The organism is Desulforhopalus sp. (genome assembly GCA_030247675.1).
Taxonomy (GTDB): domain Bacteria; phylum Desulfobacterota; class Desulfobulbia; order Desulfobulbales; family Desulfocapsaceae; genus Desulforhopalus_A.
Genome location: JAOTRX010000004.1, coordinates 410,494 through 434,812, shown reverse-complemented (window position 1 = coordinate 434,812; position 24,319 = coordinate 410,494). Strand labels below are relative to the sequence as shown.

The following is a 24,319-nucleotide window of genomic DNA, read 5'->3' as shown; positions in this document are numbered from 1 at the left end:
TCAAGTGAAGGTGTAGCAAATCAAATTCATTAGGATTTCAGATGATAATAGATTCCTTGAAGATTAGAAATTATAAAGGGGCCAGAGAAGTAGAACTTAATGATATGTCTAGTAAATGTCTATTCGTAGGGGAAAATGGCGCTGGTAAGTCTTCTATCCTAAATGCTATAGGGCTTATATTTGGTATTCCACCCTCTACAGGTGGGTTGATATTCGCCGGACGACAAGCCTACTCTGAGGAGGTGCACAAAAAATACAATGTATCAATACAATGTTCTTTTACAGATGGGAAAAGTTTTAATCTCGGTGAAAAGTACACTTACTATAAGCAAGGTGATCACAAAAATATCAAATGGTTTTCTGTTGGTTATAATAATGTAAGATTAGAGCCTAGTTCGGTAGCAATTCCCGAATTGAAAAGAAAATATGATGATAAAATTATCCAGAAATTATCAGAGTTAATCGATATTAACATAATAAGCGATTCATCGTCTGATATACTTCGATTTGGTTATGGTAAAAAAGCATTTTTTGAAAAAGATTTGTCTGAAGGGAATAAAAAATATGCCTATATGTTGGCACGGTTAGAGGTCTACAGAGAAGTATATCCCCATGCAACTATAAATCTTATTGTTGACTCGCCAGAAACTCACTTACACCCTTCGTTACTAGAAAAATATATACAAAGATTGCAAAGGATAGTTTTTCCAGACTATGGGCCGCCTGGGCAGTTCATATGTGCCACACATTCTCCGATTCTTTTGTCTATTCTAGATGATTATGAAATTTATAGAATAAGTAAATACAGAGGAGGTAATCAATATCTAGGAAAAAATCCTTCTAATCGAAGATTATCGTACTTAGACCTGGTCGGTGATAACTTATTAAAATCGATCACTATCGATTTGCTAGAAACTCAAAATGATCCTCAGTTTTCAAGATTTTTGAAGGAGTGCTTAGACGACTACACCGTTCAGGGGGAAGCGCCCAAAGGAGATTCACAAAGATTGCAAATCACCTCTTGTTTAGCATCCAAAATTGGCAAGAAGCTGAGGATTTTAGATTATGGAGCAGGTGTTGGAAGGAACATGTTTGCCATTTTTGAGTCTCTGGGGCATCACTTTAAGAAATTAGAATATGTGGCATATGAACCTGAGAAAGAAAATTTCGCAAAACTCGAAAAATTGGCCAAAGAGACGAAACAAAAAAGATTGTATGTAACGGATAATGTCGAAAACATAAAAGATAGAAAATTTGATATTGTATTGATGTCCAATGTCTTACATGAAATAGACGTCAAAGATATCGTGACATGTTTGGGATTTATACATTCAGCACTAAAGAGGAAGGGGTTATTGATTGTACAAGAACATCAGTTGTTAGCTGGAGAACCAGGATATTTGTTGTTTAATGACGAAGAGCTGTTTCAAATCTTTAAAACTGGAGGCTCACCTGCCGAATCCACCAAATCAGGTATAGATTTATCTTTCTATTGTGTTAATAAACCAAATTGGAACCAAGTTCCAAATGTAGATGATGTAATTACTGCTTTGGAAATGGTAACAACTAGGTGTAAAAATGATATCATGGAGCTTCGGTTGCAGTCAAAAAAGAGAAAACTCTCTAGGCAAGAAGTTTTGAAGAATGCTTTCTTGTATGGTTTGCATGTGAATGCATCATTAGCAATTGATGCATTAAAATGCTAATTTGTAAATATCATATGTTAATCTGGTTGAATTCTAACGCACTGCAAACCGAATAAGTTTATTCGGTTTCTATCTCGTTTGTGTGATTGTAATTCATCAAATGATTTCACTGTTCTCGATTAGACCATTATTAGACGTTTTAAACGAATTAGGTAGGGGTAAGACGAAATCGCTGTTTTAGGTAACTAGTTAATTTCATTTAATAACGGTAATTTGCGACAACCCCTGTTTTTAGGGTCACACGCCTTGGGAGAAGGGTGTCGATTTTGAGGGAAAGATTGGAGGTCATATTTTATATTTAATTATAGTCAGTTACAAATTCCAGGACCCCTGCCTCCAATTTTCAAACCTCCTGCCTTGACAAAAAAAGGAAGGGGGCTTGAATGCCCGTTTATTAAAGGAAGGAAGATTGATCCAGCCATACCAAATTTAAACAACCAAGTACTTTTGCTATACTTATACTTCTCTGTATCGGGAAAAAAATCCTAAAAAACCTAACAACAAAAAGAAAACTTCAGATTTAACCTTGTCCATGAATCTTTAGTATACAACTATCCGAATAGGTTTAGACTTGAAAACGAAATGTGTCAGATCGGGTGTGGATTTCTACAATTTAATAGTCAAGTATTACTCGCACAGCAATTGTTTCAGCCGTTCACTCAGAAAGACGATTGACTCGATATCAAGATGTTCGAGCACCGTCTCATCAAACATCAGCTTCGCCTGAGACTGAAAGTCATCACTGGGAATTGCATCCCAAAACAACAGGGCTACTGGAATTCTTGGGAGAGGGGTAAAAACAACTGCAACATCAGCCGAGCCTTCATTTGCTGACATTGGTAAAGCGCCAAGAGTCAGAGCTCGCTCGCGTAGTTCTTCCTTTTTGCCAGAGAATCTCTCAATCAGCGGATCTTCCACTACCTTCTTCATTGTGACCACTTTTGAGACGGTGTTTGGAAACTCGATAAAACCCTTCCATTTACCGCTCGGTTGCCTGCTACCGCCTTGGGCCAGATGGTTGAGGATGAATACTTGTTCGTATCTGGTCAATTCTTCGCCATCAGGCCTGGTTATTGAAGTTGCAAGAATGTGAAGATACCCGTTAAAATATGGAAGTCTGAGTGCTGTTTCTGTTCCAATCTGAATAAGTTCACCGCCAATTCGAGCAGGAAGGTCCTCGATAGCGAGTGATGCAGCTCGACTCTTCGCCCATTGCAAGGCATCTTCAGCCATATCTCGTCGTAACCATTTCCCCTGCGCATACTGTTCGGCCAGTTCGATCTCACAGCGAGCCAAGAGGTCAGGGGCGATATGGGGACAGTTCCGAAGAGGATGCTTTTCTGATACAACCTTTCCGGCAAAGGCAAGACAGGTTGGAAAACCACAATCGCGACAGTTGGTTTTGGCCAGCACGTCTCGATATAAATCGATAACGGAAAGCGCCATTTGTTTCTCCACTCAGGGTTTTAATTGATCAACAGCTTCACGAAGTTCTTTGCCCACCTTAAAGAAAGGCAGCTTTTTCGGTTGAACTACAATTACTTTGCCACTCTTAGGGTTCCTGCCGTCATAGGATTTGTACTCCCTCACAGTAAAACTACCAAACCCTCTGATTTCGACGTTGTCGCCGTGAACCAGTGTCTCTGTAATCGAATCCAAGACAGTAGTAATAATAGATTCAGCGGTTTTTACGGGTAGCTTCTGGTCCTGTGCAAGAGCATCTATCAGATCTGATTTGTTCATAGAGTTCCCATTAATAGAGGTTACCGTTTAGAAATTATCCATATCATATCTTACAGATAGAAATTCACCAGAAATTTTTCCCGAAAACAAGTTGGAGCAAAAATAAAGTGATAATCATACGTAATTTACCGGACAAAAGGACCCTTTGGTGTGGTAATATAGGTAAAACAGGAGGTGAATCATGCAAAACCAGCCAAAGAAAACCAACCAAATCACCGGACCAAACAATATTCATAGCATTGAGGTGGTTGCAAAGGACTTTCCGGATCTTCTCTCCTTCTGGGTGGAGGTCTATTTCCGTTATGAGGTGACTACCAGCGAAAGGTCACAGAAAGAGCAGCGAAGAGATCTGAATATTTTTCTGCAGTATATGGATGGTGAAGTTGGCAATACTTTCCGCAGTTCCTGGACTCCGCGTTTGTCTGCTGATTTTATTCGGTACATGCAGGCTGAACTGAATGCTGATAGTGGTAAACGGCGATGGGGTGATAGAGTTATCAACCGGACTTTGGCTCATTTGAAATCTTTTGCAAGATGGGTTCATAAATGGCGATCTTTCGAGTTGGGTGAGCCTATGGCAAAGATCCGGATGGTTCCAGTTGCTTCGTTATTGGATATTGAAAAGGCTTTGACCAAGAGTGAACGGAGGGATCTGCTGGACGCTGCAGATTTATTGGTTGTTTCTGGTGGTTTGTCCAGAAACAGAAGGCTCTATAAAAACGATTCGATTCGTGAAAAACGAAAAGGGTACCGGGCATTTAGGAATCGTGCTATTGTTTATTCCTTGATTGAAACGGGCATGCGTCGAACCGCTGTGGTGAAATTGAATCTGGATGATGTGGATTTTGAGAACCGATCCTTAAAAGTGTTGGAGAAAGGCGGGATCACTCATTCCTATAAGATCAGTCGTGAGGGGTTACAGGCAATCCGAGACTACCTTGAACGTGAAAGGGAAGGAGATTCTGAGAAATGGCAGAATCCTGCATTGTTCCTATCTGCTCGGACTACTGCTCATGGTGATGGTCGTTTACAGTCAAAAGCGGTAAACGAGGTCTGGAACCAGATTTGTGAAAAGGCCGGTGTGAAAGGGAAAACACCTCATAGCGCTCGACATGCTATGGGACGACACATTATTGAGAAAACGGGTAATGTGGCAGCGGTACAGAGACAATTGGGACACAAAAATCCGGTTTATTCCATGCAATATTCTCGAATCACCGCTGCTGAATTAGATCAGGTGATTAATGACCGATGAGAGTTGTACTACTTTGGAATTATACGTAACTGAAGTACTGTGTCGAGGATTCAGGCTCATAAGGTTAGTAGTCTAGAAAATTTAACCTAACAGAATGCACTCTAATTGAAAGCGGGGCTACCTTGGGAGCAGGACACGGTAGGATTCTACAACCCAGACCACTTATCGAATAAAGGCCAGTCATTTACCAAGTAGCTGGATTTTATGCGTCTAAGACTCGATTCCTTACAGTTAATGTGTTTTTTCATGTTTCGATTTCAATGAGTATTTTCGTATGCAAAAACATCATGGGTGATATTACTATCATTACCCAAAATCCATACTGCATTATTTTGAATCAGTGACACCACGATGTTGTATAAAATTTATAATTACAGTCTGCTGTGTTCTTTTTATATAGATTGCAGTAGTTGAGCAACTTAAATATCAAAAGGAAAACGAAACATGATGTATTAGCCTGCAAGCAATGAATTTATAGGAATAGTCATGGGAAAGAAAATCATACTGGTTCACGGATTAGGAGGGACCTCTGAGAGAACTTGGGGCAGGTTTCCTGATTTTCTTAAATTAGATCAAGATATTGACTCGACTATTATCTCATATGGATATGATTCGCCGAATTTGATCACTCAGGTCTTAAAACGTGCTCCGAGCATTCTTAATATTGCTGATGGCCTGTTTACTGATCTAAAGACTCAGTGTGATCTAGAGAATGATGAAATAATACTAGCAGGACATAGTTTAGGTGGTCTGATTGTTAAAAAGCTCTTGTTACGTATGAAAGATAAACAAATTAAACATAACATCAAAAAAGTGTGCTTCTTTGATGTTCCCCATGATGGATCAGGCTACGCGAACGTGGGTCAGTATATTGCCTTTAGGAATCGGCACCTAAAGAGTCTGTGTCGTGATTCAAGTGAATTGGATGAGCTAAATGATCGATGGGTTGATAGTGGTCTTGATAATGCTTTTGATATCATAAGCATTATTGCCGCAAATGATGACATAGTTTCTTCATCAAGTTCTAAAAGTATCTTTAGATATCATCGGGTAGAAACAATAAACAGGGTAAATCATAAAACCATTGTTAAACCAGATAGCCCTGAATCCCCGGTTTATGTTGTGTTTAAAAGATTTATTTTAGAGAGAAGCACAATTAACCGCTTCAAAAATAATGCTTCTAGGGACCTAAATGATTGGAAAAGAATCGAAAGAAATCATAATTTTGAATTCGTTAGTGACGAACACAGAGACAACGACCTCGAATCTCTAATTGAATCACTTGGTTTAGACAAGTGTATAGTAAGGCTTTCTGGTGCTTCAGGTTTAGGCAAAACTCGCCTTCTTCTTGAGGCCATTGAGAGATCAACTTTAATTGATGAATCTTGTGTCCTAGTTTTTGATGCACCAGGATATGAAAAAGATATCAGGGAAAGTGTACGTAGTTGCGTAGAAAGTAATGTTCACGGCTTGGCTGTAATTGAGAATTGCAGTGTGGATCTCCATAATGATTTAGCGAAAGAAATTCATAAAATGGATAATTTATTGAAGGTTGTCACAGTAGCTTACTCTCATGATCAAGTTGACGACTCTATTCATATAAAACTGTCTCCATTGTCTGATGATGCTATTATAAACGTTTTATCCCCAATTTTAGTGGGTCTCGCTCATAGCGATGTGGATCGCGTAGCTCGTTTTGCCCAAGGTTATCCATTGATGGCTACCCTAATTGCAGAGCAATATCAAAAAGAAGGTAGGTTGCTGGGATTAATATCAAATAATTCAGTTGTCAGGAAATTGATTGAAGGTGATGAAGGAGTGTCAAGCGAGGAAAAGGAGGTTTTGTCTGCATGTTCACTATTTGATGTCTTTGGTACCACTGAAGGAACAGCCAGGGAAGAAGCGAAATTTATTGCTGAAAATGTAGCTGGATCTTCATTGAAAACTTTTGATCGTGTCCTGGTAAACTTCCATAAGCGACAGGTCATTAATCGAGCTGGTAGGTACGCAAGAGTTGTTCCCAAACCTTTGGCAATTACACTAGCCTCTATATGGTGGCAAGAGACTTCGTGTGATCGGCAAAAAAAGCTAATTGATGATTTGCCTGATACCTTGATGCAGAGTTTTTGTATTCAGGCAGCCTACTTAGATTCTCAGCCAGATGTTCAAAGATTTTCTGAAAGATTATTTGGTGGCGAAAGCCCTTTTGTCTTAGCGGAAGAGTTGCTTACAGAGAGGGGTTCAAGACTCTTCCGCGCATTTGTTGAGGTGAACCCTGAAACGACTAGTTCTGCACTTTATAATTGTCTAAATGGATTGACGCATAATGAGTTGGTGGAAATTTCTGGAGATACGAGAAGAAATTTAGTGTGGGGGCTTGAAAAATTGTGTTTCCGCGCAAGTGTTTTTGAGAAGTCGGCTTGGTGCATGTTGCTACTGGCATCAGCTGAAAATGAGACATGGAGTAATAATTCTACAGGGTTGTTTGCTCAATTATTCAGAGTTCATTTATCTGGAACTGAAGCTGGCCCAACTCTCAGATTTGATCTTTTGCAAAAAGCTCTTGATTTAAAACAAGAGATTATCGACATGGTTGTTCTTGAAGCTCTAGGCCATGCAATCGATACTTACGGTGGAACACGAACAATTGGCGCAGAATATCAAGGGACAAAAGCCCCTTTGGAAGAATGGCGGCCTGTGCTTTGGCAAGATATTTTCGATTACTGGCAAGGGGCTTTTAATCTGTTACTTCGCATAATTGATAGGGGGGAAATTCAGAAAGAAAAAATTCTCGCTGAAGTTGGAGGGTCCATTAGAGGCTTTATTGGTTACGGTCGTGTTGAAATGTTGGATTCAGCAATTAGGAATATCATATCAGTCAATGGGCGATATTGGCCTGCAGCTTTAGATAGTATTAAGTGCACTATTGAATATGATTCAGAAGGGTTGAAGCAGGATGCAATTGATGCGTTAAACATTTGGCTGGAATTGCTTAAACCAAATGAAAATGATTTAGCCGAGAAGCTAAAAATATTGGTAGTTAACCCCCCATGGGAACATCGTCAGGGAGATGATGAGTTTATAGATGTTGCTGCTCAAAATGCAAAATCGTTGGCAGTCGAAGTGGTCTTAGAGCTTGAAGCACTAATGCCTCATTTGTGTTTGATATTAGAAGGTGATCAAAAACAAGCGTATGCATTTGGTTATCAGCTAAGTCAATCATTGGAGTGTGTAAAAGAACTTATTGAAAAATCATTTCAACAATTACTGCTTATTGAACGTAAAAACCCTAATTTTATTTTAGGTATATTTCGTGGGTTGTACGATAAATCTCCTCAGAAATGGCAAGAGAACATAGATTCTATATTGGCTAACAAAGAACTTGTTTTTCTCTATCCAGATTTTATTTGTACTGGTGTGGTGACGAAAAGCCATTTAGATGAGCTGTTTAAATTGGTGAGAGATGGCAATGTTGCTCCGAGCAGAGCTAATATCTTAAGTTATGGTCGAGTTACTGAGGGTATTGATGCAGCGCACATGATGGACTTTTGCTTTTCTTTAGCGGAACTTAATGATGGAGCAATTTGGTATGCGTTGCATATTATTTACATGTATTGCTATGGGAATAAAGGTAGCGTAGAAATTTTAAAAGAGCAGTTAAAAAAATTTTTAGCAAGTGTACCTTTGGACGAAACACAACACCGAACATCAACCGACGCACATCAATGGAAAGATTTAGTTCAAAAATTGCTGAAAGAACATGATGAACAATTTTCAATAGCGCTATTAAATAAGATTATTGAGGAAAGCAAAAAAGGGATAGGATTCAGTACAATGTCTCATTATGTCAAACCGATACTATTTGAATTGATGAGAGATTATGGTGATATATTGTGGCCCATATTTGGTGATGCTGTTGTCAATTCAGAGAGGTTGGAAAGATATCATCTTCAATCATTACTCAATAGTATAGATAGATTCTCAAAAGAAAATCCTAGCGTGTTGTCAGTGTTGTCAGTTGGTAGTGTTATGTTATGGTGCGGGCAGCGACCTGATATTGGTCCGGTTTTTGTTTCTGACTGTGTGAATATTTTTGATATGGTCTCTGATAAATTAGAACCATCTGCTTTGTTTTTAGAACTACTAATACAATATGGTGATAATGAACGTGTAGCAAGTGCACTTGGGGCAAATATGGGCACAAGATCATGGTCAGGTTCTTTAGTTCCATATCTGGAGGCAGACAAGGAAGCACTTCTTCCACTACTAGAACATGATAACAGAAATGTTAGAAGCTGGGTAAAGGAGAGAGTTTCCCTTATTGATAGACAGATCCTTTATGAATCTAAGAGAGATGAAGAAGAAAAAATGGGTCGCTATTAATAATGAACATAGATATTTTGATGGATAAACAGTGATCGTCGTGTTCGTATTGCTATTATGTTTAAGTAACAATTCCTCGCATGCACCCCCCGCAAGAACCACCACAACACGGGGTCATGCTTGACTTATTGACATTCCTTCATAAGTCAAGATATCTCCTATCTTTTTGTGAATAATCATTTGAGAAGTATCAACCTTTTCAACAGCTCATGTTGCAAAGTATTTTGTAAAAATATGACAATTAAAGAGATCAAACAAAAACAATATAACGGCGAGATCGTCGCCGGTTCTTTGCTGATTCCAGAAAGCAGGGAAATTGCCAAGCTCCTTCTTAAAAAAGCATCAAAAGAAGAATGGCACCAGTCCATTGTAATCAGCAACATCTTACAAAAAAGAAACCCTTCTTCTGCAAAGCGGCAGGCTATACTGATCAGAAATCGACTGAACCTCATGACTCCAGAGCATTGGGCCTTGGTCAAAGATGGCAATGCAGAGGTTGCCACTCAGGCATTACTTGCTTCAGCAATAAAGCATAGCCGCCTATTAAGCGACTTTATGGCCAATGTTTGTCGGCAGCATTGGCTTACTTTCAATAAAACGCTTTCATATAAAGACTGGCAGGAGTTTTTGGACACTTGCTCCCTGGTTGATCCAGCGGTTGGTGCGTGGACGACAAAAACAACCACAAAGCTCAGACAAGTGATATTTAAAATGCTCGCAGAGGCCGGATATATTGAATCAACCAGGAAGCTGAACCTTCAACCGGTCTCGATTGTCCCGGAGGTGCGGGAGTATCTGGTAAAACATTCAGAGGAGAATATCCTGCGATGCATGGAATGTACAAAATGAGAGAGTTTTTATGATTGGCAATCTTCAAGATCGGCTCAACAAAATTATTCCCCGCCTGACTTCTGACGAGCTCCTCAACAATCAGGGCCTGGGCAATGAGATCGGCTTTTACATCTTTGATTATCCTCCGGAACATGAGCTTGAGGTCCGAGACTACCTCCAGGTTGTCCTCAAGCATATCGGCAAAAAAAAGGCTGGAATTAGAGTCAAGCATATCAATCTTTTTGCCTTGATCATTGATTATCTCAAAGAGGCGAAGTTCCTTGATAAGGCAATTGCCATGCAGAAGAACAAAGGCAACCAGGCACTGGCAAAGGCTCTCAAGGGTCCGCTTGATTCAAAGAAAATTGCCAAGGTTTTCACCGATAAAGCAGATCCCGACAATCACGATCTTATCCTGATATCAGGTGTCGGCAGTGCCTGGCCCATGCTGAGGAGCCACAATCTACTCAATAATTTGCACCCGGTGATGGGAAGTACTCCAGTAGTCATGTTCTTTCCCGGGGTATATACCGGAGCGGGAATGAAGCTCTTCGGACATATGAAAGAAAGCAATTACTACAGGGCGTTCCAGCTTGTACCATGATAGTCTTGCTGTCCTTTGATTAAAGTTACTCTATGAAGTTTCCAGTGTGAACAAGGAGAGGAGTAGTATGCCGATACAGGATATTTTTTCAAAGAACATTGCCAGACCAATTAACGGGGTAGTCAAAGCGGAGCAGCAGGACGATGAGATTGTCTGGCAAGAACTGGAAGAATATGTCGTTACCAGGGAACTGGACCAACACTTCAGAAAGCTCTTCCAGTCCTATCTCTCAGCAATAGACAATGCAACCGATCCGAACGTCACCAGCCGGATGGGCGTCTGGATATCTGGCTTTTTTGGTTCGGGTAAGTCTCATTTTGTAAAAATACTTTCCTACCTGCTTGAAAATAGAAGCGTTCAAGATCCAAACACCGGTACCTCAAAGAGAGCGATCGACTTTTTTGCAGATAAGATAAAAGATCCCATGCTGCTGGGCGATTTCAAGCGGGTTGCCCAAGACAGTACCGATGTTGTTCTTTTCAATATCGACAGTCGGGCAGATGCCTCCGAAGGCCGGGCGGCCATCCTTCTTGTGCTCTGGAGGGTTTTCAACGAGCTGCAGGGATTATGCAGCCAACATCCACATATCGCCGAACTTGAGCGGCATCTGATGCAAAAAGGTAAGTATGAGACCTTTTGTGATTCCTTCAAGAATGCCTCAGGAGGAGATGCTTGGGCAAATCAACGGGACTCCTACCACTTCCACTACGATGAAATCAGTAAGGCTCTCAATGATTCCCTGGGCATGAGCCAGCAGGCAGCGGAGAAATGGCTTGATAAGGCCGAGGACGAAACAAGTCTTACCGTCGAAGGTTTTGCCAAACGGGTCCGGGAATATCTGGACACTAAAGGACCGAAGAGCCAGCTCATCTTTCTGGTGGATGAGATGGGGCAGTTCATCGGCAAAGACACCCATCTTATGCTCAATCTTCAAACCGTCGTAGAGGATTTAGGCCGACTTTGCAACGGCAGGGCCTGGGTGATCGTCACTTCACAGGAGGATATCGATGCCGTACTTGGAGATATTAAAGGGGCCAAAGCCAATGACTTCTCCAAGATCCAGGGCCGGTTCTATACCAGGCTCTCCCTTTCCAGTTCCGATGTTGCAGAAGTAATCAGAGCCAGGCTGCTTGAAAAAGTCGAGATTGCCGAGCACAAGCTGGAAACACTTTTCAAGTCCAAGGGCGATATTCTAAAAAACCAGCTGAGCTTTACAAGCGATAGTGCCACACAGAGAAATTATGTTAATGGCAAAGACTTTGCCGCAAACTACCCTTTTGTGCCTTATCACTTCCCGCTGGTCCAGAAAATATTTGAATCGATCCGCAAGGCAGGAGCAACCGGTCTACACTTGGCCCGAGGGGAACGGTCAATGCTCGATGCCTTCCAGTCGGCGGCGCAAAAAGTATCAAGTAAGGAGATCGGGGTTCTGGTACCTCTGTATGAGTTTTTTCCATGCATCGAGAGCTTTCTCGATACAGCGGTCAAACTATCCATTGACCAGGCCAAGGACAATACCGGACTGCAGCATCCTTTTGACATTCAACTTCTACAGACCCTCTTCCTCATTCGCTATGTGGACAGCATTAAGCCGAATATCGAAAACCTGGTAACCCTCTGTATTGACCAGGTGGATGCAGACCGCATAAACCTCAAGCGGAATATAGAAGCAGCCCTGCAACGTCTGGAGCGTGAAAACCTCATAAACCGCAGTGGAGATCTCTTCTTCTTCCTTACCAACGAGGAGCGGGAGATATCCAGAGAAATAAAAAATGTCGATATCTCGGCAGCAGAAGAAACCAAACTGCTCGGTGACATTCTTTTTGATGATATCCTGAAGGCCAAAACCAAACACAAGTATTCTGACTTTCGTAGAGACTACCCACTGAACCGAATCTGTGACGAGCATATGTTTGGTGGTAGCGGCAGCGAGGATGTGTCTATTGAGTTTGTCACCCCATTTCATGATCAATATTCAATGTTCGGAGAGCCCAAATGCATTCTCCACAGTGCAGAGCGAGAAGGTTGCCTGTTGATCAAATTGCCAGACAGTAAGGAAATGGAAACTGAGCTGCGGATGTATCTGCAGACAGATAAGTTTATCAAGCTCAAAAGCGACGCCGCCGCCTCTGATACCCAAAAGAAAATATTGAGTGACCGGGCTGCAGAGAACCGCCAACGAAAGACCAGGTTCTTTTCCCTGCTTGATGATCTCGTGCAAAAGGCTGATTATTACGTTCTGGGCAAGGCGCTCGATATCAAAGCTGCAAAGAGCACAGCCGCCGTTGATGAAGGGTTGAATTACTTGGTTCAGAACGTGTTTAGAAAATTCAGTTACCTTCAACTGCTCCACGATGAACCGCTAAAAGAATTAAAGGCCATACTCTTGGCCGACGAACTGGGGCGGAGGCAGTTGGAACTTGAGTTTGCTCAGGGAGAAACGACAGACATCAGAGAAATTAGGACCTACGTCGAGCTGAAGATCGCCAAAAATCAACCAGTCCAATTGAATGAACTGATCAATCATTTTGCCCGTCGTCCCTATGGTTGGCCGGAATGGGAGATCGTACTACTGGTGGCAAAGATATTCACCGGGGGCCTTGTCCACCTGATGATTGACAAGGTGAAGACCCAGGCAAAAGATGCCTTCGGAACTCTTTCCAAATCATCCCTGTGGAAAAATGTCCAAATAATCAAGCGAAAGACCCCTAACCCAGAGGCATTAAAAAAAGCCAGGGACTTGGGTAAGGATTTATTTGGTACCATCTGTTCCGAAGGTGCAGACAAACTTTCAACCTTCCTTCGTAAAGAACTGACAGGGTGGCAAAATGATTTGGAGAAACACAAAACCCTGGCTGATACCGGAAACTATCCGGGCAAAAAGGAAATTGATGCGTGTCTTGCCTGCATCCGCGCACTCCTGGCAATAGGCGACACCTTTGAATTTATCAAATCCTTCAATGCCAAACACGCTGACCTGCTCGATGTAGCAGAAGATCTCAACGACCTGACAGGTTTTTACACAAACCAGATCAAGACATGGGAATCACTCCGGAAGGCAATTGGAGAATATAAACCCAACAAGGCGGCTCTTGCAAAGGACAGAAGTGCAGCCGAGGCCCTTGTGAGGCTTGAGGAAATTCTTGTTGCTCCAAGTCCATACGGAATGCTTCATGAGGTCAACGGTCTTGTAACTACAGTGAAGACTGTTAATGACACACTGGTTCAAGATGCTCGGGATAAGGCCATATCGAGTATCGATAAAAAAATCGCTCAAGTAGGTAAGTTGTTGGATGCTGCCAGTGCTTCTGCGGATTTAAGAAATAAGGCATTGTTTGGTCTACAGGAGCCCAAAAAGCGGCTGCAAAACGATGCAAGTATTCCAAGCATTGTATATACGACTGGTGAAGTTGAAGAAATATACGAAACAGCTGTTGAACTTATTGAAAATGCGAAAGACCCAATTAATCCCAAATCAACCCTGAAAGAAGTCAAGACTATCCGACCTGCCATCCTGTCTACAAAAACCTACCTTGAAACCGAAGAGGATGTGGATGGGTTCGTGCATATCATGAAGGAAACCATTATCAAAGCGATTCGAGATAACAAACGAGTCAAAATTCAATAGCCCTGCCGAGAAAAGACAATGAATACAGCCAATATCAAATCATATGCTCCCAAGGCACGGCGGGATTTCATCCAGGCGGTGATCGAAAAAGCTCACCTGCTAGGATTGTCTGAGAATCAAATCGAGCCGGTTGAAATCAAGGGCGATGTCGCTATCATCGCCGGACGACCTTATCCGAAGGAAGTGGGAACAATACGACAGGACCTGGAAAACCGTATCAGGCAGGACGGTTTTGAGTTGACCATGCGGAAAATGGCCTATACCTGGTTCAACCGTTTTGTTGCTATCCGGTATATGGAACTACATGACTACCTTGATCATGGTTATCGGGTCTTGAGTAATCGAACAGGTTCGGAAATCCCGGAGATACTGGAGCATGCAACGGATCTTGAGCTGCCAGGTCTGAATAAGGAAGAGGTTGTTCGTCTCCGTTTAGCCGGGAACAAGGATAATGAACTCTACCAGCTCCTTATCGTCGCCCAATGCAACGCTCTGAGTCGGGCCATGCCATTTCTGTTTGAAAGGATTGGCGGTTATGCTGAACTTCTTATGCCGGACAACCTCCTCCATTCTAATTCACCAGTTCGCAACTTGGTCAATGACATTCCAGAAGAGGATTGGCAGCAGATCGAAATAATTGGTTGGATTTACCAGTTCTATATCTCCGAGAAGAAGGATGAGGTCATCGGCAAGGTGGTTGCCTCGGTTGACATTCCGGCGGCGACCCAGCTCTTTACCCCCAACTGGATCGTAAAATATATGGTCCAGAACTCGCTCGGGGCACAGTGGTTGGCGACCTATCCGAACTCACCGCTCAAAGCGCAGATGGAATATTATATCGAGCCCGCCGAGCAGACCGACGAGGTCAAGGCACAGCTTGCAGCTATTACACCCAGCACGCTCAACCCCGAGGAGCTGACGCTCATAGATCCGGCCAGTGGCTCCGGGCATATTCTGGTGGAGGCATATAAGCTCTTCAAGGCCATTTACCTGGAGCGCGGTTACCGCCAGCGTGATGTGGCGCAGCTGATCCTCGAGAAGAACCTCTTTGGCCTTGACATCGATGGACGGGCAGCGCAACTGACTGGCTTTGCTTTGATGATGAAGGGACGAATGGATGACCGTCGACTTTTTGACCGGGGTGTAAAGCTCAATGTGATGGTGCTTGTGGACAGCACGGGCTTCGATGCCGAGCATCTCGAAAAGAGTGTGAAACTGACAAACTATGGGCTTCAACCGGGGGACCTCACGGAGTTGAAGCGGCTCTTCGAACACGCCACGACCTTTGGCTCGCTGATTCAGGTACCAAAGGAGCTGGAGAAGAAGCTCCTGGCGCTGAAGCAATTGAGCGAAATGACCAGTCAGGACCTCTTTGTATCGGAGGCGATCAAGTGCTTGGAGCCGCTGGTCCAACAGGCTATGACTCTGGGAAGTACGTATGATTGTGCAGTCGCAAATCCGCCGTACATGGGTGGCAAATATATGAACGTCCTAATGAAGAAGTTTGCCTCGGAGAGCTTCCCGAGATCGAAATCCGACCTCTTCGCGGTCTCAACAGAACGTTTTTTGGAATTCACGAAGCCTACAGGTTTCATCGGTTTGATGACACCGTTTACATGGATGTTCCTAAAGTCTTACGAGTCACTTCGGGGGCTCCTTCTCGAAACCAAGACACTCCGTTCTTTAATTCAACCTGAATATCACGCCTTCTTTGACTCGGCTTTTGTACCTGTCTGTACCTTTGTAGTTCAGAGTTGCCACACGTCAGGTTATGCAGCTTCTTTCATCAAGCTTTCGGACTTTTATGGCGCTGATGTTCAACCACAGAAGACACTGGAAGCGATTGCCAATCCCAATTGCGGCTGGCTGTATCGATCCAAGCCCGACGAATTCGTGAAAATCCCTGGGAGCCCTGTCGCCTATTGGGTTAACGACAGAACGCGTGAGATTTTTGCTGAGTCTGAACCTGTTGGCGCGCATGTAGATTCTAAGCAGGGTCTGGCAACTGCCGATAACGATAGATTTCTCAGACGTTGGCATGAGGTTTCCATAAAATCGGTAGGTTTTGGTCTGGTGTCTAGCCAAGAAGCCGAACTTAGCAAACTGCGTTGGTTTCCGTTGAACAAAGGAGGAACGTTTCGGCGTTGGTATGGAAATCATGAGTTCATTGTGAATTGGCTGGAGGATGGAAAGGAAATAAAGGAGCATGTGACTCATCAATATCCTTACCTAAAGGGAAATATTAACTATGTAATCAAAGATCAAGGAAAATTCTTTCAACAAAGTGTGAGTTGGTCGAATGTAACCTCGTCTGATAGTGCGTTCAGATATTATCCGCCCGGTTTTATTTACGGTGATACAGGACATTCAGCGTTCTGTAACAACCCTCACGATAGGAACCGTCTCATTTCGTTCTGCAACAACAAGTTCTGCGCCGAAGTATCTTCTATTCTTAGTCCGACTCTCCAGTTTCATATAGGATATTTCGATAAGCTTCCTTGGCCTGATAAACTTTCGAACCACACAGTGGATTCGATCGTTGATTGGCTGATTAATTGCAGCCGTATTGACTGGAACGCTTACGAATGCTCATGGGATTTTCAATCGTTCCCTCTCCTGACTGCGCCTTCAGGCCCCCAAATAACTATCGAGACCAATTACACCGACTGGGTCACCCATAATCGAGAAACCATCACTGAGGCGCAGCGTCTTGAAGAGGAAAACAACCGGCTCTTCATCGATGCTTACAGGCTAGCGGAGGAACTCACCCCTGATGTCCCCATTGAACAGATCACCCTCACGGTGAACCCCGCTTACCGCTATGGCAAAAAACTCACCGAAGAGGAACTGTGGACCCGCTTCCGCCAGGACACCATGAAGGAGTTGGTCTCCTACGCCATTGGCTGCATGATGGGCCGTTACAGCCTTGACGCGTCGGGCCTCATCTATGCCAACAGCAGCAATGTGAGCTTCGATCCCAGTCGCTACACCACTTTCTCAGCAGATGGCGACGGCATCCTCCCGCTCACGGACACCGACTGGTTTGACGACGATACTGCTCTCCGTCTCATCGAGTTTATCTCAGTTGCCTGGGACGCGGCCCACTTGGAAGAGAACCTCACTTTTCTTGCCGACAACCTCTCACCTAAAAAGAATGAATTAAGCCGCGACACCATTCGCCGCTATCTCTGTGAGAGCTTCTTCAAGGACCACTTGCAAACCTACAAGAAGCGACCCATCTACTGGCTTCTCTCAAGTGGCAAGCAGAAAGCTTTCCAGTGCCTGATCTATCTGCACCGGTACAATGAATCCACCCTGTCACGGGTGCGAAGTGCATATGTGACCCCGTTATTCGGAAACTTCAATGCGCGCCTGGAATATCTGAAAAATGAATGGAATGCTGCTGACTCCGCATCAGCCAAGAAGAAGTTCCAGAAAGAGATCGACGATATGAAAAAGAAGCTGACCGAACTGAGCACTTTTGACGATGAACTCCGGCATTATGCGGACAAGCGGATCTCTCTTGATCTTGACGACGGCGTGAAGGTCAACTATGGCAAGTTCGGTAACCTGTTGGCTGAGAAGAAAACGGTAACTGGATAGAATTGATCTATATGAATTTAAAACAAATAACAGATAGCCTGTACAAAATCTATCAGGAAGAAAGCAAGCGGATTGTCTTCTGGTATGACACGGAAGGCGAGTTCGAAGAGGTGATCTCGTCTCTTGAACTTGCAGATATTTCCATTGTCAGATTGGACAAAACCGCATCACTCGAGCTGAAGATCAGGCTGGAGATGGGAGATACGGAAAGCCGATATCTGCTGTATTCCCCAGGTCCCGAGCCTGCCCACGAAGATGACTGGCTCCTGGATATTCGAATGTACAGCCATGTCTTCCACGCTGACAAAGCGTCCCTCATCTTGAATGATCTAGGCCTGCCGCGGCAGAGCATGCGAGCGTATTGCAACAGCCGGAAAACCTTTTTCAACAGCAAGGAACGGACCGACAAGCTGAAGAAATGGGTGAAGCTTGAGGATCATGAAGAAGATCTGGATCTGAAAATGTTGGCCGTGATCACCAGGGCTGAGCAGCCGGATGCCCTCGTGGTATTCATGAAAATCTTTACAGCCTTTTGCGAAGAGGGGAGTTACTCACCTGACAATGAACCGAAAATCTGGCTGGAAATCATCAAGCTGGATCTTGAAAAACCGTTTTGGGATCTTGTTGCCAGGACATTCGGTTATGCTGTTGATTCTCCATCCCTATCGGATTTACTCATCAGACTGCTGGTAACCGACTTTGTAAATACCTTGAAAATTACCCCACCTGCTGGCCTTGAACATTTTGTTCTGCAAGCAGGTTCCCAAGGCTTTACCATTTCTGTTTTCCTTTCCCAGTGGCGTAACAATATCAGTCAACTTCATGCCTATAATCTTATAGCTGACCATTATGGCAGGAAACTGAAAATTGCTGAGTTGGTTAATAATTACGAACATTCTGTTCTGCTCGATGTCATGACCTTTGAGGTGGTTGAGAAAAGGATTGTCAGCGACCTGCGAGATCTTGTCCTTCAGGGTAAGCAGGAAGAATTTAGCACAATCGAGGAGCATATCCAACGCCGTCGAGATGGCTACTGGGTAACTACCGGTGACGCTCAGAAGAACCTCTATAGGACAACCTACGATGCCCTGGAATCGGCTATAGCCCTGTTCCGGCTCCGTAATAAATATGACAATGGTTTGAGTTACTCTGGAGCTGAAGAGATGTTCTCTGCCTATACCGGGGAGTTGTATCTGTTTGACCAGCATTACCGGCATTTTCATGAAGCTGCGGGCAAGGTTGAGCTGGCAGGCTGGGACATCCTTAAAACCCTGCAGGTGTCCGTGGAAGATTGTTACAGCGGCTGGTATCTGGATCAGTTGTCTCTTGCCTGGGATAGTTTTTTGGACAGTAGCGGCAACAGTGGGCTACTCAATAAGTGGACACTCTCTGGTATCAAAAGGCAGGATAATTTCTATAATGAAGTTGAATCCCGCCTGAGAAGAACAAACAAGGGCCGCGCTTTTGTAATCGTGAGTGATGCTTTGCGGTATGAGATTGCTGAGGAGTTAGCCGGAGTGATCAACAGCCAATATCGCTTAAAGGCGGAGCTTTCGGCCATGCTTGGTGTTCTGCCCAGTTATACTGCTTTGGGCATGGCTGCTCTGCTGCCTCATGAAACAATCGCTTTTAAAGAGATGAGTGATGTAATTCTAGTTGATGGTCAGCCTTGTGCGGGATTTGAACAGCGGAGTAAGATTCTGGAGAAACGCAAGGGTGTGGCAGTCAAGGCCGATGATTTGATGGGTATGTCCAAGGAAGAGGGTCGTGAACTTATCAAACCTTTTAAGATTGTCTATATCTACCATGATAGGATCGATGCGGTTGGCGACACGGCCTCATCTGAACTGAAGACATTTGAGGCGGCCAGGAAGGCTATAGACGACCTCAACTCCATCATCCGCTATTCCATCAACAACCTTAATGCCGGGCAAGTGTTTGTAACTGCGGACCATGGATTTATCTATCAGGACAAGGCGCCTGATCATTTGGACAAGAGTGTGCTCGATGTAAAACCCAAGCAGGCGATAAAGAGCAAAAAGAGATATATCCTTGGCCGGGAACTGGGAGACTCTGAAAAAGTCTGGCATGGAAATACCAGGCACACTGCAGGCACCAATGACGATATGGAGTTCTGGCTGCCCAGGGGAACCAATAGGTTTCACTTCAGTGGTGGCTCCCGCTTTATCCATGGTGGAGCAATGCTGCAGGAAGTCGTTGTGCCCCTGCTCACAGTTACTGAGCAGACAGGGACTGCCAAGGCTAAATCTGAGGTTCGCAAGGTTGGTATCTCCCTAATCGGATCTCAAAGAAAGGTTGTCACTAACCTTCATCGTTTTGAGTTTATACAGACAGACGTGGTGTCGGATCGGAAGCAGCCGCTTGTCTTGACGGTATCACTCCGAGACGGTAACGAGTTGATCAGCAATGAGGAAGTGGTGACCTTTGACAGCTCTTCAGCCGCAATGGACGAACGAAAGAAATCGGTGAAACTTATTCTGAAGGGTATGCAGTTTGACAGGAAAAAGGAATATTATCTCGTGCTCCGTGATCAGCAGGATGATACCGAGTATGAGCGGATTCCCGTGCACATTGATCTCGCTTTTTCAAGGGACTTCTGATGGAAAACGAAATAAGCACCAACAACCTCGATGCGATGTTGAACCAGCACTTTGCCGGTCGAGTGGTTCGCAAGGACTTGACCAAGCTGGTGAAGGAAGGCGCCAATGTACCCGTCTATGTTCTTGAATACCTGCTGGGTATGTACTGTGCTTCCGATGATGAGGAGGTTATAAAGGACGGCCTGCAGACCGTGAAAAACATCCTGTCGGAAAACTATGTCCGCCCTGATGAGGCAGAGAAGGTTAAGTCCAAGATCAAAGAGCTGGGTAACTATAAGATCATTGATAAGGTCACGGTCAAGCTCAACGAGAAAGATGACGTGTATGAGGCCGTGCTGTCAAACCTGGGGGTGAAAAGTGTTGTTGTTCCCAGTGAGACGGTGAAGCGATATGAAAAGCTGTTGGCCGGCGGCATCTGGTCCATTATTGATCTGGAATATTATTATGAGGAAGGGCAGAAGATCTCGCCGTTTCTCTTGAAGGATCTGAAACCTATCCAGATGCCTAATCTTGACCTGGATGCGGTTTTCGAGGGGCGGAAGAATTTCACCGAGGGACAGTGGATTGATGCCTTATTGAGATCAACCGGCATTGAACCGACCCTGTTTAAAGAGCGGGTTAAATGGCATTTCGTCGCCCGTCTGATACCACTGGTTGAGAACAACTACAATATCTGTGAGCTTGGCCCAAGGGGAACCGGCAAGAGCCATGTGTATAAAGAGATAAGCCCCAATTCAATTTTGGTCTCCGGTGGGCAGACCACGGTTGCCAATCTTTTCTACAATATGAGCACCAGCAAGGTCGGCCTGGTGGGCATGTGGGATGTAGTTGCTTTTGATGAGGTGGCCGGTATCAGGTTCAAGGATAGGGACGGTGTCCAGATCATGAAGGACTTCATGGCATCCGGCTCTTTTTCAAGAGGGCGCGACTTGATCAGTGCCAATGCCTCCATGGTCTTTGTCGGCAATATCAACCAGAGCGTAGACAGTCTGGTGAAGACCAGCCATCTCTTTGCGCCCTTTCCTGAGGAGATGATCGACGCTGCCTTTTTTGATCGGATGCATTGTTATCTGCCAGGATGGGAAATCCCCAAGATGCGGCCTGAATATTTTACCAACCAATATGGTTTTATTGTCGACTATCTGGCCGAGTTCCTGCGGGAGATGCGAAAAAGGACCTTTGCCGATGCAATTGATAAGTATTTCAAGCTGGGCAATAACCTGAATCAGAGAGATGTAATTGGGGTGCGCCGAACGATTTCAGGTCTGCTGAAGTTGATATTCCCCCATGGCGACTTTGACAAAGATGCTGTTGAACGATGTTTGAAATATGCTCTGGAAGGTCGCCGGAGGGTCAAGGAGCAGCTCAAGAAGATTGGTGGCATGGAGTTCTATGATGTCCACTTCAGCTACATAGACAATGAATCCAGGGAAGAGAAGTTTGTCAGTGTGCTTGAGCAAGGTGGCGATAAACTGATCCCTGAGGGTCCGTTGAATCCAGGGACACTCCATGCTGTTGCTCAAGGGACAGGTCTTCTGGGTCTGTATCGGCAAGAACTGCAGGTTACTAGCGGCAATGGCAAACTTACTATCTCTGGGGTTGGCGCACATTCCAAAACCAAAGAAGCAATCAAGATTGCATTTGATTACTTCAAAGCAAATGTCTCCAGGGTGAGCGTATCAACCAAAGCCGGGGACCATGACTATCACCTGCATATGGTCGAGCTGCATAACACAGGGCCTGCATCCGCGATGACCTTGGCGAGTTTTGTCACCTTATGTTCCGGCCTGTTGGGCAAGGCTCTGCAAAGCCAACTGGTTGTGCTGGGGGATATGAGTTTGGGAGGGAGTATTACCCCAGTGGAGAACCTGGCGGGGACTTTGCAGGTTGCATTTGATTCTGGGGCAAAGCGAATTTTACTGCCTATGAGCAGTGTAGGGGATATTGCCACAATACCGGGTGAGCTGTTTGCTAAATTTCAGACGAGCTTCTATGCTGACCCCATTGATGCCGTTTTTAAGGCTTTGGGGGTTGAGTGATTTGATAAGCAATCAGTTGCGAAAGTCGATACTTGGTGATCTATATGATTGGGCGCTAAAAAAATGATCATTGGCAAAGCCTATAAATTCGACAACAACGAACTGTTGAAAGATGCCCAGCATGAACTGTACCGGAACCACGTTTTCATGTTGTTCGCAGTAGCAAAGTCCAAAATTATTCAGGCCGACGCCATTCTTGATGCAAATCTTCTCATCACTGAAAAAGTAAAAGAGATCAACAGATTTGATCACAGGGTGCTGCAAGATGCTCACGACATTATTGCGGCTGCGTATCGTTATCATAACGATGATGGTGGACAAATGAACCTGTTACACCTTGATGAAGCACTGCTAGATCGTTACAAAACCGAATGGGCTAAATGGTTTAGCCAAGAACTTGTGACATTGCTGAGTTACCCGAGGTTCATCCGGTCGGTCGTTGAGTCAGTTGTTTTTTCAAATTCAGAATTAGGCTACGCAGGTCAGCACGCTATTGGCAACTTCCTCATCACTCTATACAACTTGGAAGATTGGGCTGATCCTAATGACTACATCCAAGTCTACGGGCCAGATCGGGTTTAACAATATTTGTAACTCTACTTTTAAAGAGTTCATCACGTAGAAGGTTACCGACTTTAATTACGTCCTGTTTCTAACAAGATATTCTATCCATCCACGACCGGTCCGACAAATTATCTATCACACCAGAATTATCTCTTTCAGAGATCGGAACGACTGGGAAGTTTCAAGGGGATCATTTTCAATCTCGATATTGGATACGGTCTCATTTACCGACCTTACCGGGAATGGATCGATCCGCTTTTGGAATGGAGGAGGTTAAATCGATCTGGCGATGTGATATGGTTCAGTCGGGTTATAGATTACATAACTAATGCTGATTCAATATCATTTCTGGAAACGATAAACAGCGGGAGATCATGAAATTCAAATACCAAACTTCAAACAAAGACCACAAGAAAATTTGGATTTGTGCAAGCTGTAAGAAGGGCCAAATGGACGCCATCTTGACGGGGAAATTGAAGCTTATTGATCAGAGCTCAGATCCCGCTATTTCATGTGATGTCTGCGGAGGAGTTGGAAAAATGATTGCTCAAGAGGGAAGTCAACTGACTGGAGCCTGAGTCCATTATGGCCATTTAAAACAACACATCTACCTCGAATCCCAAATAAAGCAAACTGCAATTATTCCGACCAAACCATGAGTGATCACATCGAAAAACGTTGCCCCAAATGTGGCCAGCAACTACGGATCCCGAAGAACATCGGTGGAGTGCTCATGGCTTGCCCTTCATGCGGTAAAAAAATCCACTCAGACTTCAAGCTAAGTGGAGTAACCCGACGTGTACCTCGTCGAAACATTTTGAAAGATATCTTCGAGATGCCTTATAAAATCTATTGTATTATTGGGAGTTTTCTGTTTCGGAAGTGACATCATGATGTCGATTTCTGACACTGCTCTGCTTCATTTTTCGTCGCATCCACAATTTTTTCTCTTGACATAGTATACTGTGTACTACATAGTACATGAATGGAAACGATATTTGGAAATTACATTCGCGAACGGCGAGAAAAATTAAGAATCGATGACTCGAGTTTCTCGCTCAGGCAGGTTGCTAACCGTATTGGTGTTGAACCTTCATTTCTCAGCAAGGTAGAACGTGGAGATCAACCTCCACCCTCAGAAGAAAAAATAAAATCTCTGGCCATTGAACTCAACGAAAACCCCGACGTGTTACTCGCTATGGCTGGTAAAGTCTCATCGGATTTGCAGGCAGTCATTAAAAAGAGGCCGGAATTGTTTTCTCAACTCATCAGGGAACTCAAAGACATGCCCGATCACGCAGTATTACGTATAGTACGTGAGGTGCGGGATGGTGAATGGTAA

At 44.1% G+C, this 24,319-nt stretch carries 14 protein-coding genes; 12 read left to right on the top strand and 2 right to left on the bottom strand.

What is annotated here, in order from left to right:
* Nucleotides 1-41 precede the first annotated feature (41 nt).
* Nucleotides 42-1,706: an AAA family ATPase gene (locus OEL83_11465; GenBank protein ID MDK9707656.1), complete on the top strand. Its 1,665-nt coding sequence runs from the start codon at nucleotides 42-44 to the stop codon at nucleotides 1,704-1,706.
* Between the two features lie 627 nt (nucleotides 1,707-2,333).
* On the opposite strand, the gene OEL83_11460 is transcribed toward OEL83_11465, so the two are convergent.
* A complete protein-coding gene (locus OEL83_11460) occupies nucleotides 2,334-3,152 on the bottom strand; it encodes a DUF3786 domain-containing protein (protein ID MDK9707655.1) in 819 nt (272 codons plus the stop codon).
* A 12-nt stretch (nucleotides 3,153-3,164) separates the two neighbouring features.
* Nucleotides 3,165-3,449: an integration host factor subunit beta gene (locus OEL83_11455; GenBank protein MDK9707654.1), complete on the bottom strand. Its 285-nt coding sequence runs from the start codon at nucleotides 3,447-3,449 to the stop codon at nucleotides 3,165-3,167.
* 181 nt (nucleotides 3,450-3,630) lie between these two features.
* Here OEL83_11455 and OEL83_11450 point away from each other — a divergent pair, with 181 nt between their 5' ends.
* From OEL83_11450 to OEL83_11400, 11 genes are all read left to right on the top strand, one after another.
* Complete coding sequence (locus OEL83_11450) at nucleotides 3,631-4,704, top strand: site-specific integrase (GenBank protein MDK9707653.1); 1,074 nt, start codon at nucleotides 3,631-3,633, stop codon at nucleotides 4,702-4,704.
* Between the two features lie 486 nt (nucleotides 4,705-5,190).
* Nucleotides 5,191-9,087, top strand: a complete 3,897-nt coding sequence (locus OEL83_11445; GenBank protein ID MDK9707652.1) for an alpha/beta hydrolase — start codon at nucleotides 5,191-5,193, stop codon at nucleotides 9,085-9,087.
* 234 nt (nucleotides 9,088-9,321) lie between these two features.
* Nucleotides 9,322-9,936: a DUF1819 family protein gene (locus OEL83_11440; GenBank protein ID MDK9707651.1), complete on the top strand. Its 615-nt coding sequence runs from the start codon at nucleotides 9,322-9,324 to the stop codon at nucleotides 9,934-9,936.
* 10 nt (nucleotides 9,937-9,946) lie between these two features.
* The gene (locus OEL83_11435; GenBank protein MDK9707650.1) at nucleotides 9,947-10,522 is read left to right on the top strand and encodes a DUF1788 domain-containing protein; all 576 of its coding nucleotides are present in this window, start codon (nucleotides 9,947-9,949) and stop codon (nucleotides 10,520-10,522) included.
* 67 nt (nucleotides 10,523-10,589) lie between these two features.
* Nucleotides 10,590-14,150, top strand: coding sequence for a BREX system P-loop protein BrxC (gene brxC, locus OEL83_11430; protein MDK9707649.1), 3,561 nt, complete (start codon nucleotides 10,590-10,592; stop codon nucleotides 14,148-14,150).
* Nucleotides 14,151-14,168: 18 nt separating this feature from the next.
* Nucleotides 14,169-17,753 carry a BREX-1 system adenine-specific DNA-methyltransferase PglX gene (gene pglX, locus OEL83_11425; GenBank protein ID MDK9707648.1) on the top strand — a complete coding sequence of 1,195 codons (3,585 nt, stop codon included), beginning with the start codon at nucleotides 14,169-14,171 and terminating at the stop codon, nucleotides 17,751-17,753.
* Nucleotides 17,754-17,764: 11 nt separating this feature from the next.
* Complete coding sequence (gene pglZ / locus OEL83_11420) at nucleotides 17,765-20,374, top strand: BREX-1 system phosphatase PglZ type A (protein MDK9707647.1); 2,610 nt, start codon at nucleotides 17,765-17,767, stop codon at nucleotides 20,372-20,374.
* Complete coding sequence (gene brxL, locus OEL83_11415) at nucleotides 20,374-22,413, top strand: protease Lon-related BREX system protein BrxL (protein ID MDK9707646.1); 2,040 nt, start codon at nucleotides 20,374-20,376, stop codon at nucleotides 22,411-22,413. The genes pglZ and brxL overlap by 1 nt, the downstream gene beginning before the upstream one ends.
* A gap of 48 nt (nucleotides 22,414-22,461) precedes the next feature.
* A complete protein-coding gene (locus OEL83_11410; GenBank protein ID MDK9707645.1) occupies nucleotides 22,462-22,995 on the top strand; it encodes a hypothetical protein in 534 nt (177 codons plus the stop codon).
* 356 nt (nucleotides 22,996-23,351) lie between these two features.
* Nucleotides 23,352-23,555, top strand: a complete 204-nt coding sequence (locus OEL83_11405) for a hypothetical protein (GenBank protein ID MDK9707644.1) — start codon at nucleotides 23,352-23,354, stop codon at nucleotides 23,553-23,555.
* Between the two features lie 407 nt (nucleotides 23,556-23,962).
* On the top strand, nucleotides 23,963-24,319 hold the full coding sequence (locus tag OEL83_11400; GenBank protein ID MDK9707643.1) for a helix-turn-helix domain-containing protein: 357 nt from the start codon (nucleotides 23,963-23,965) through the stop codon (nucleotides 24,317-24,319).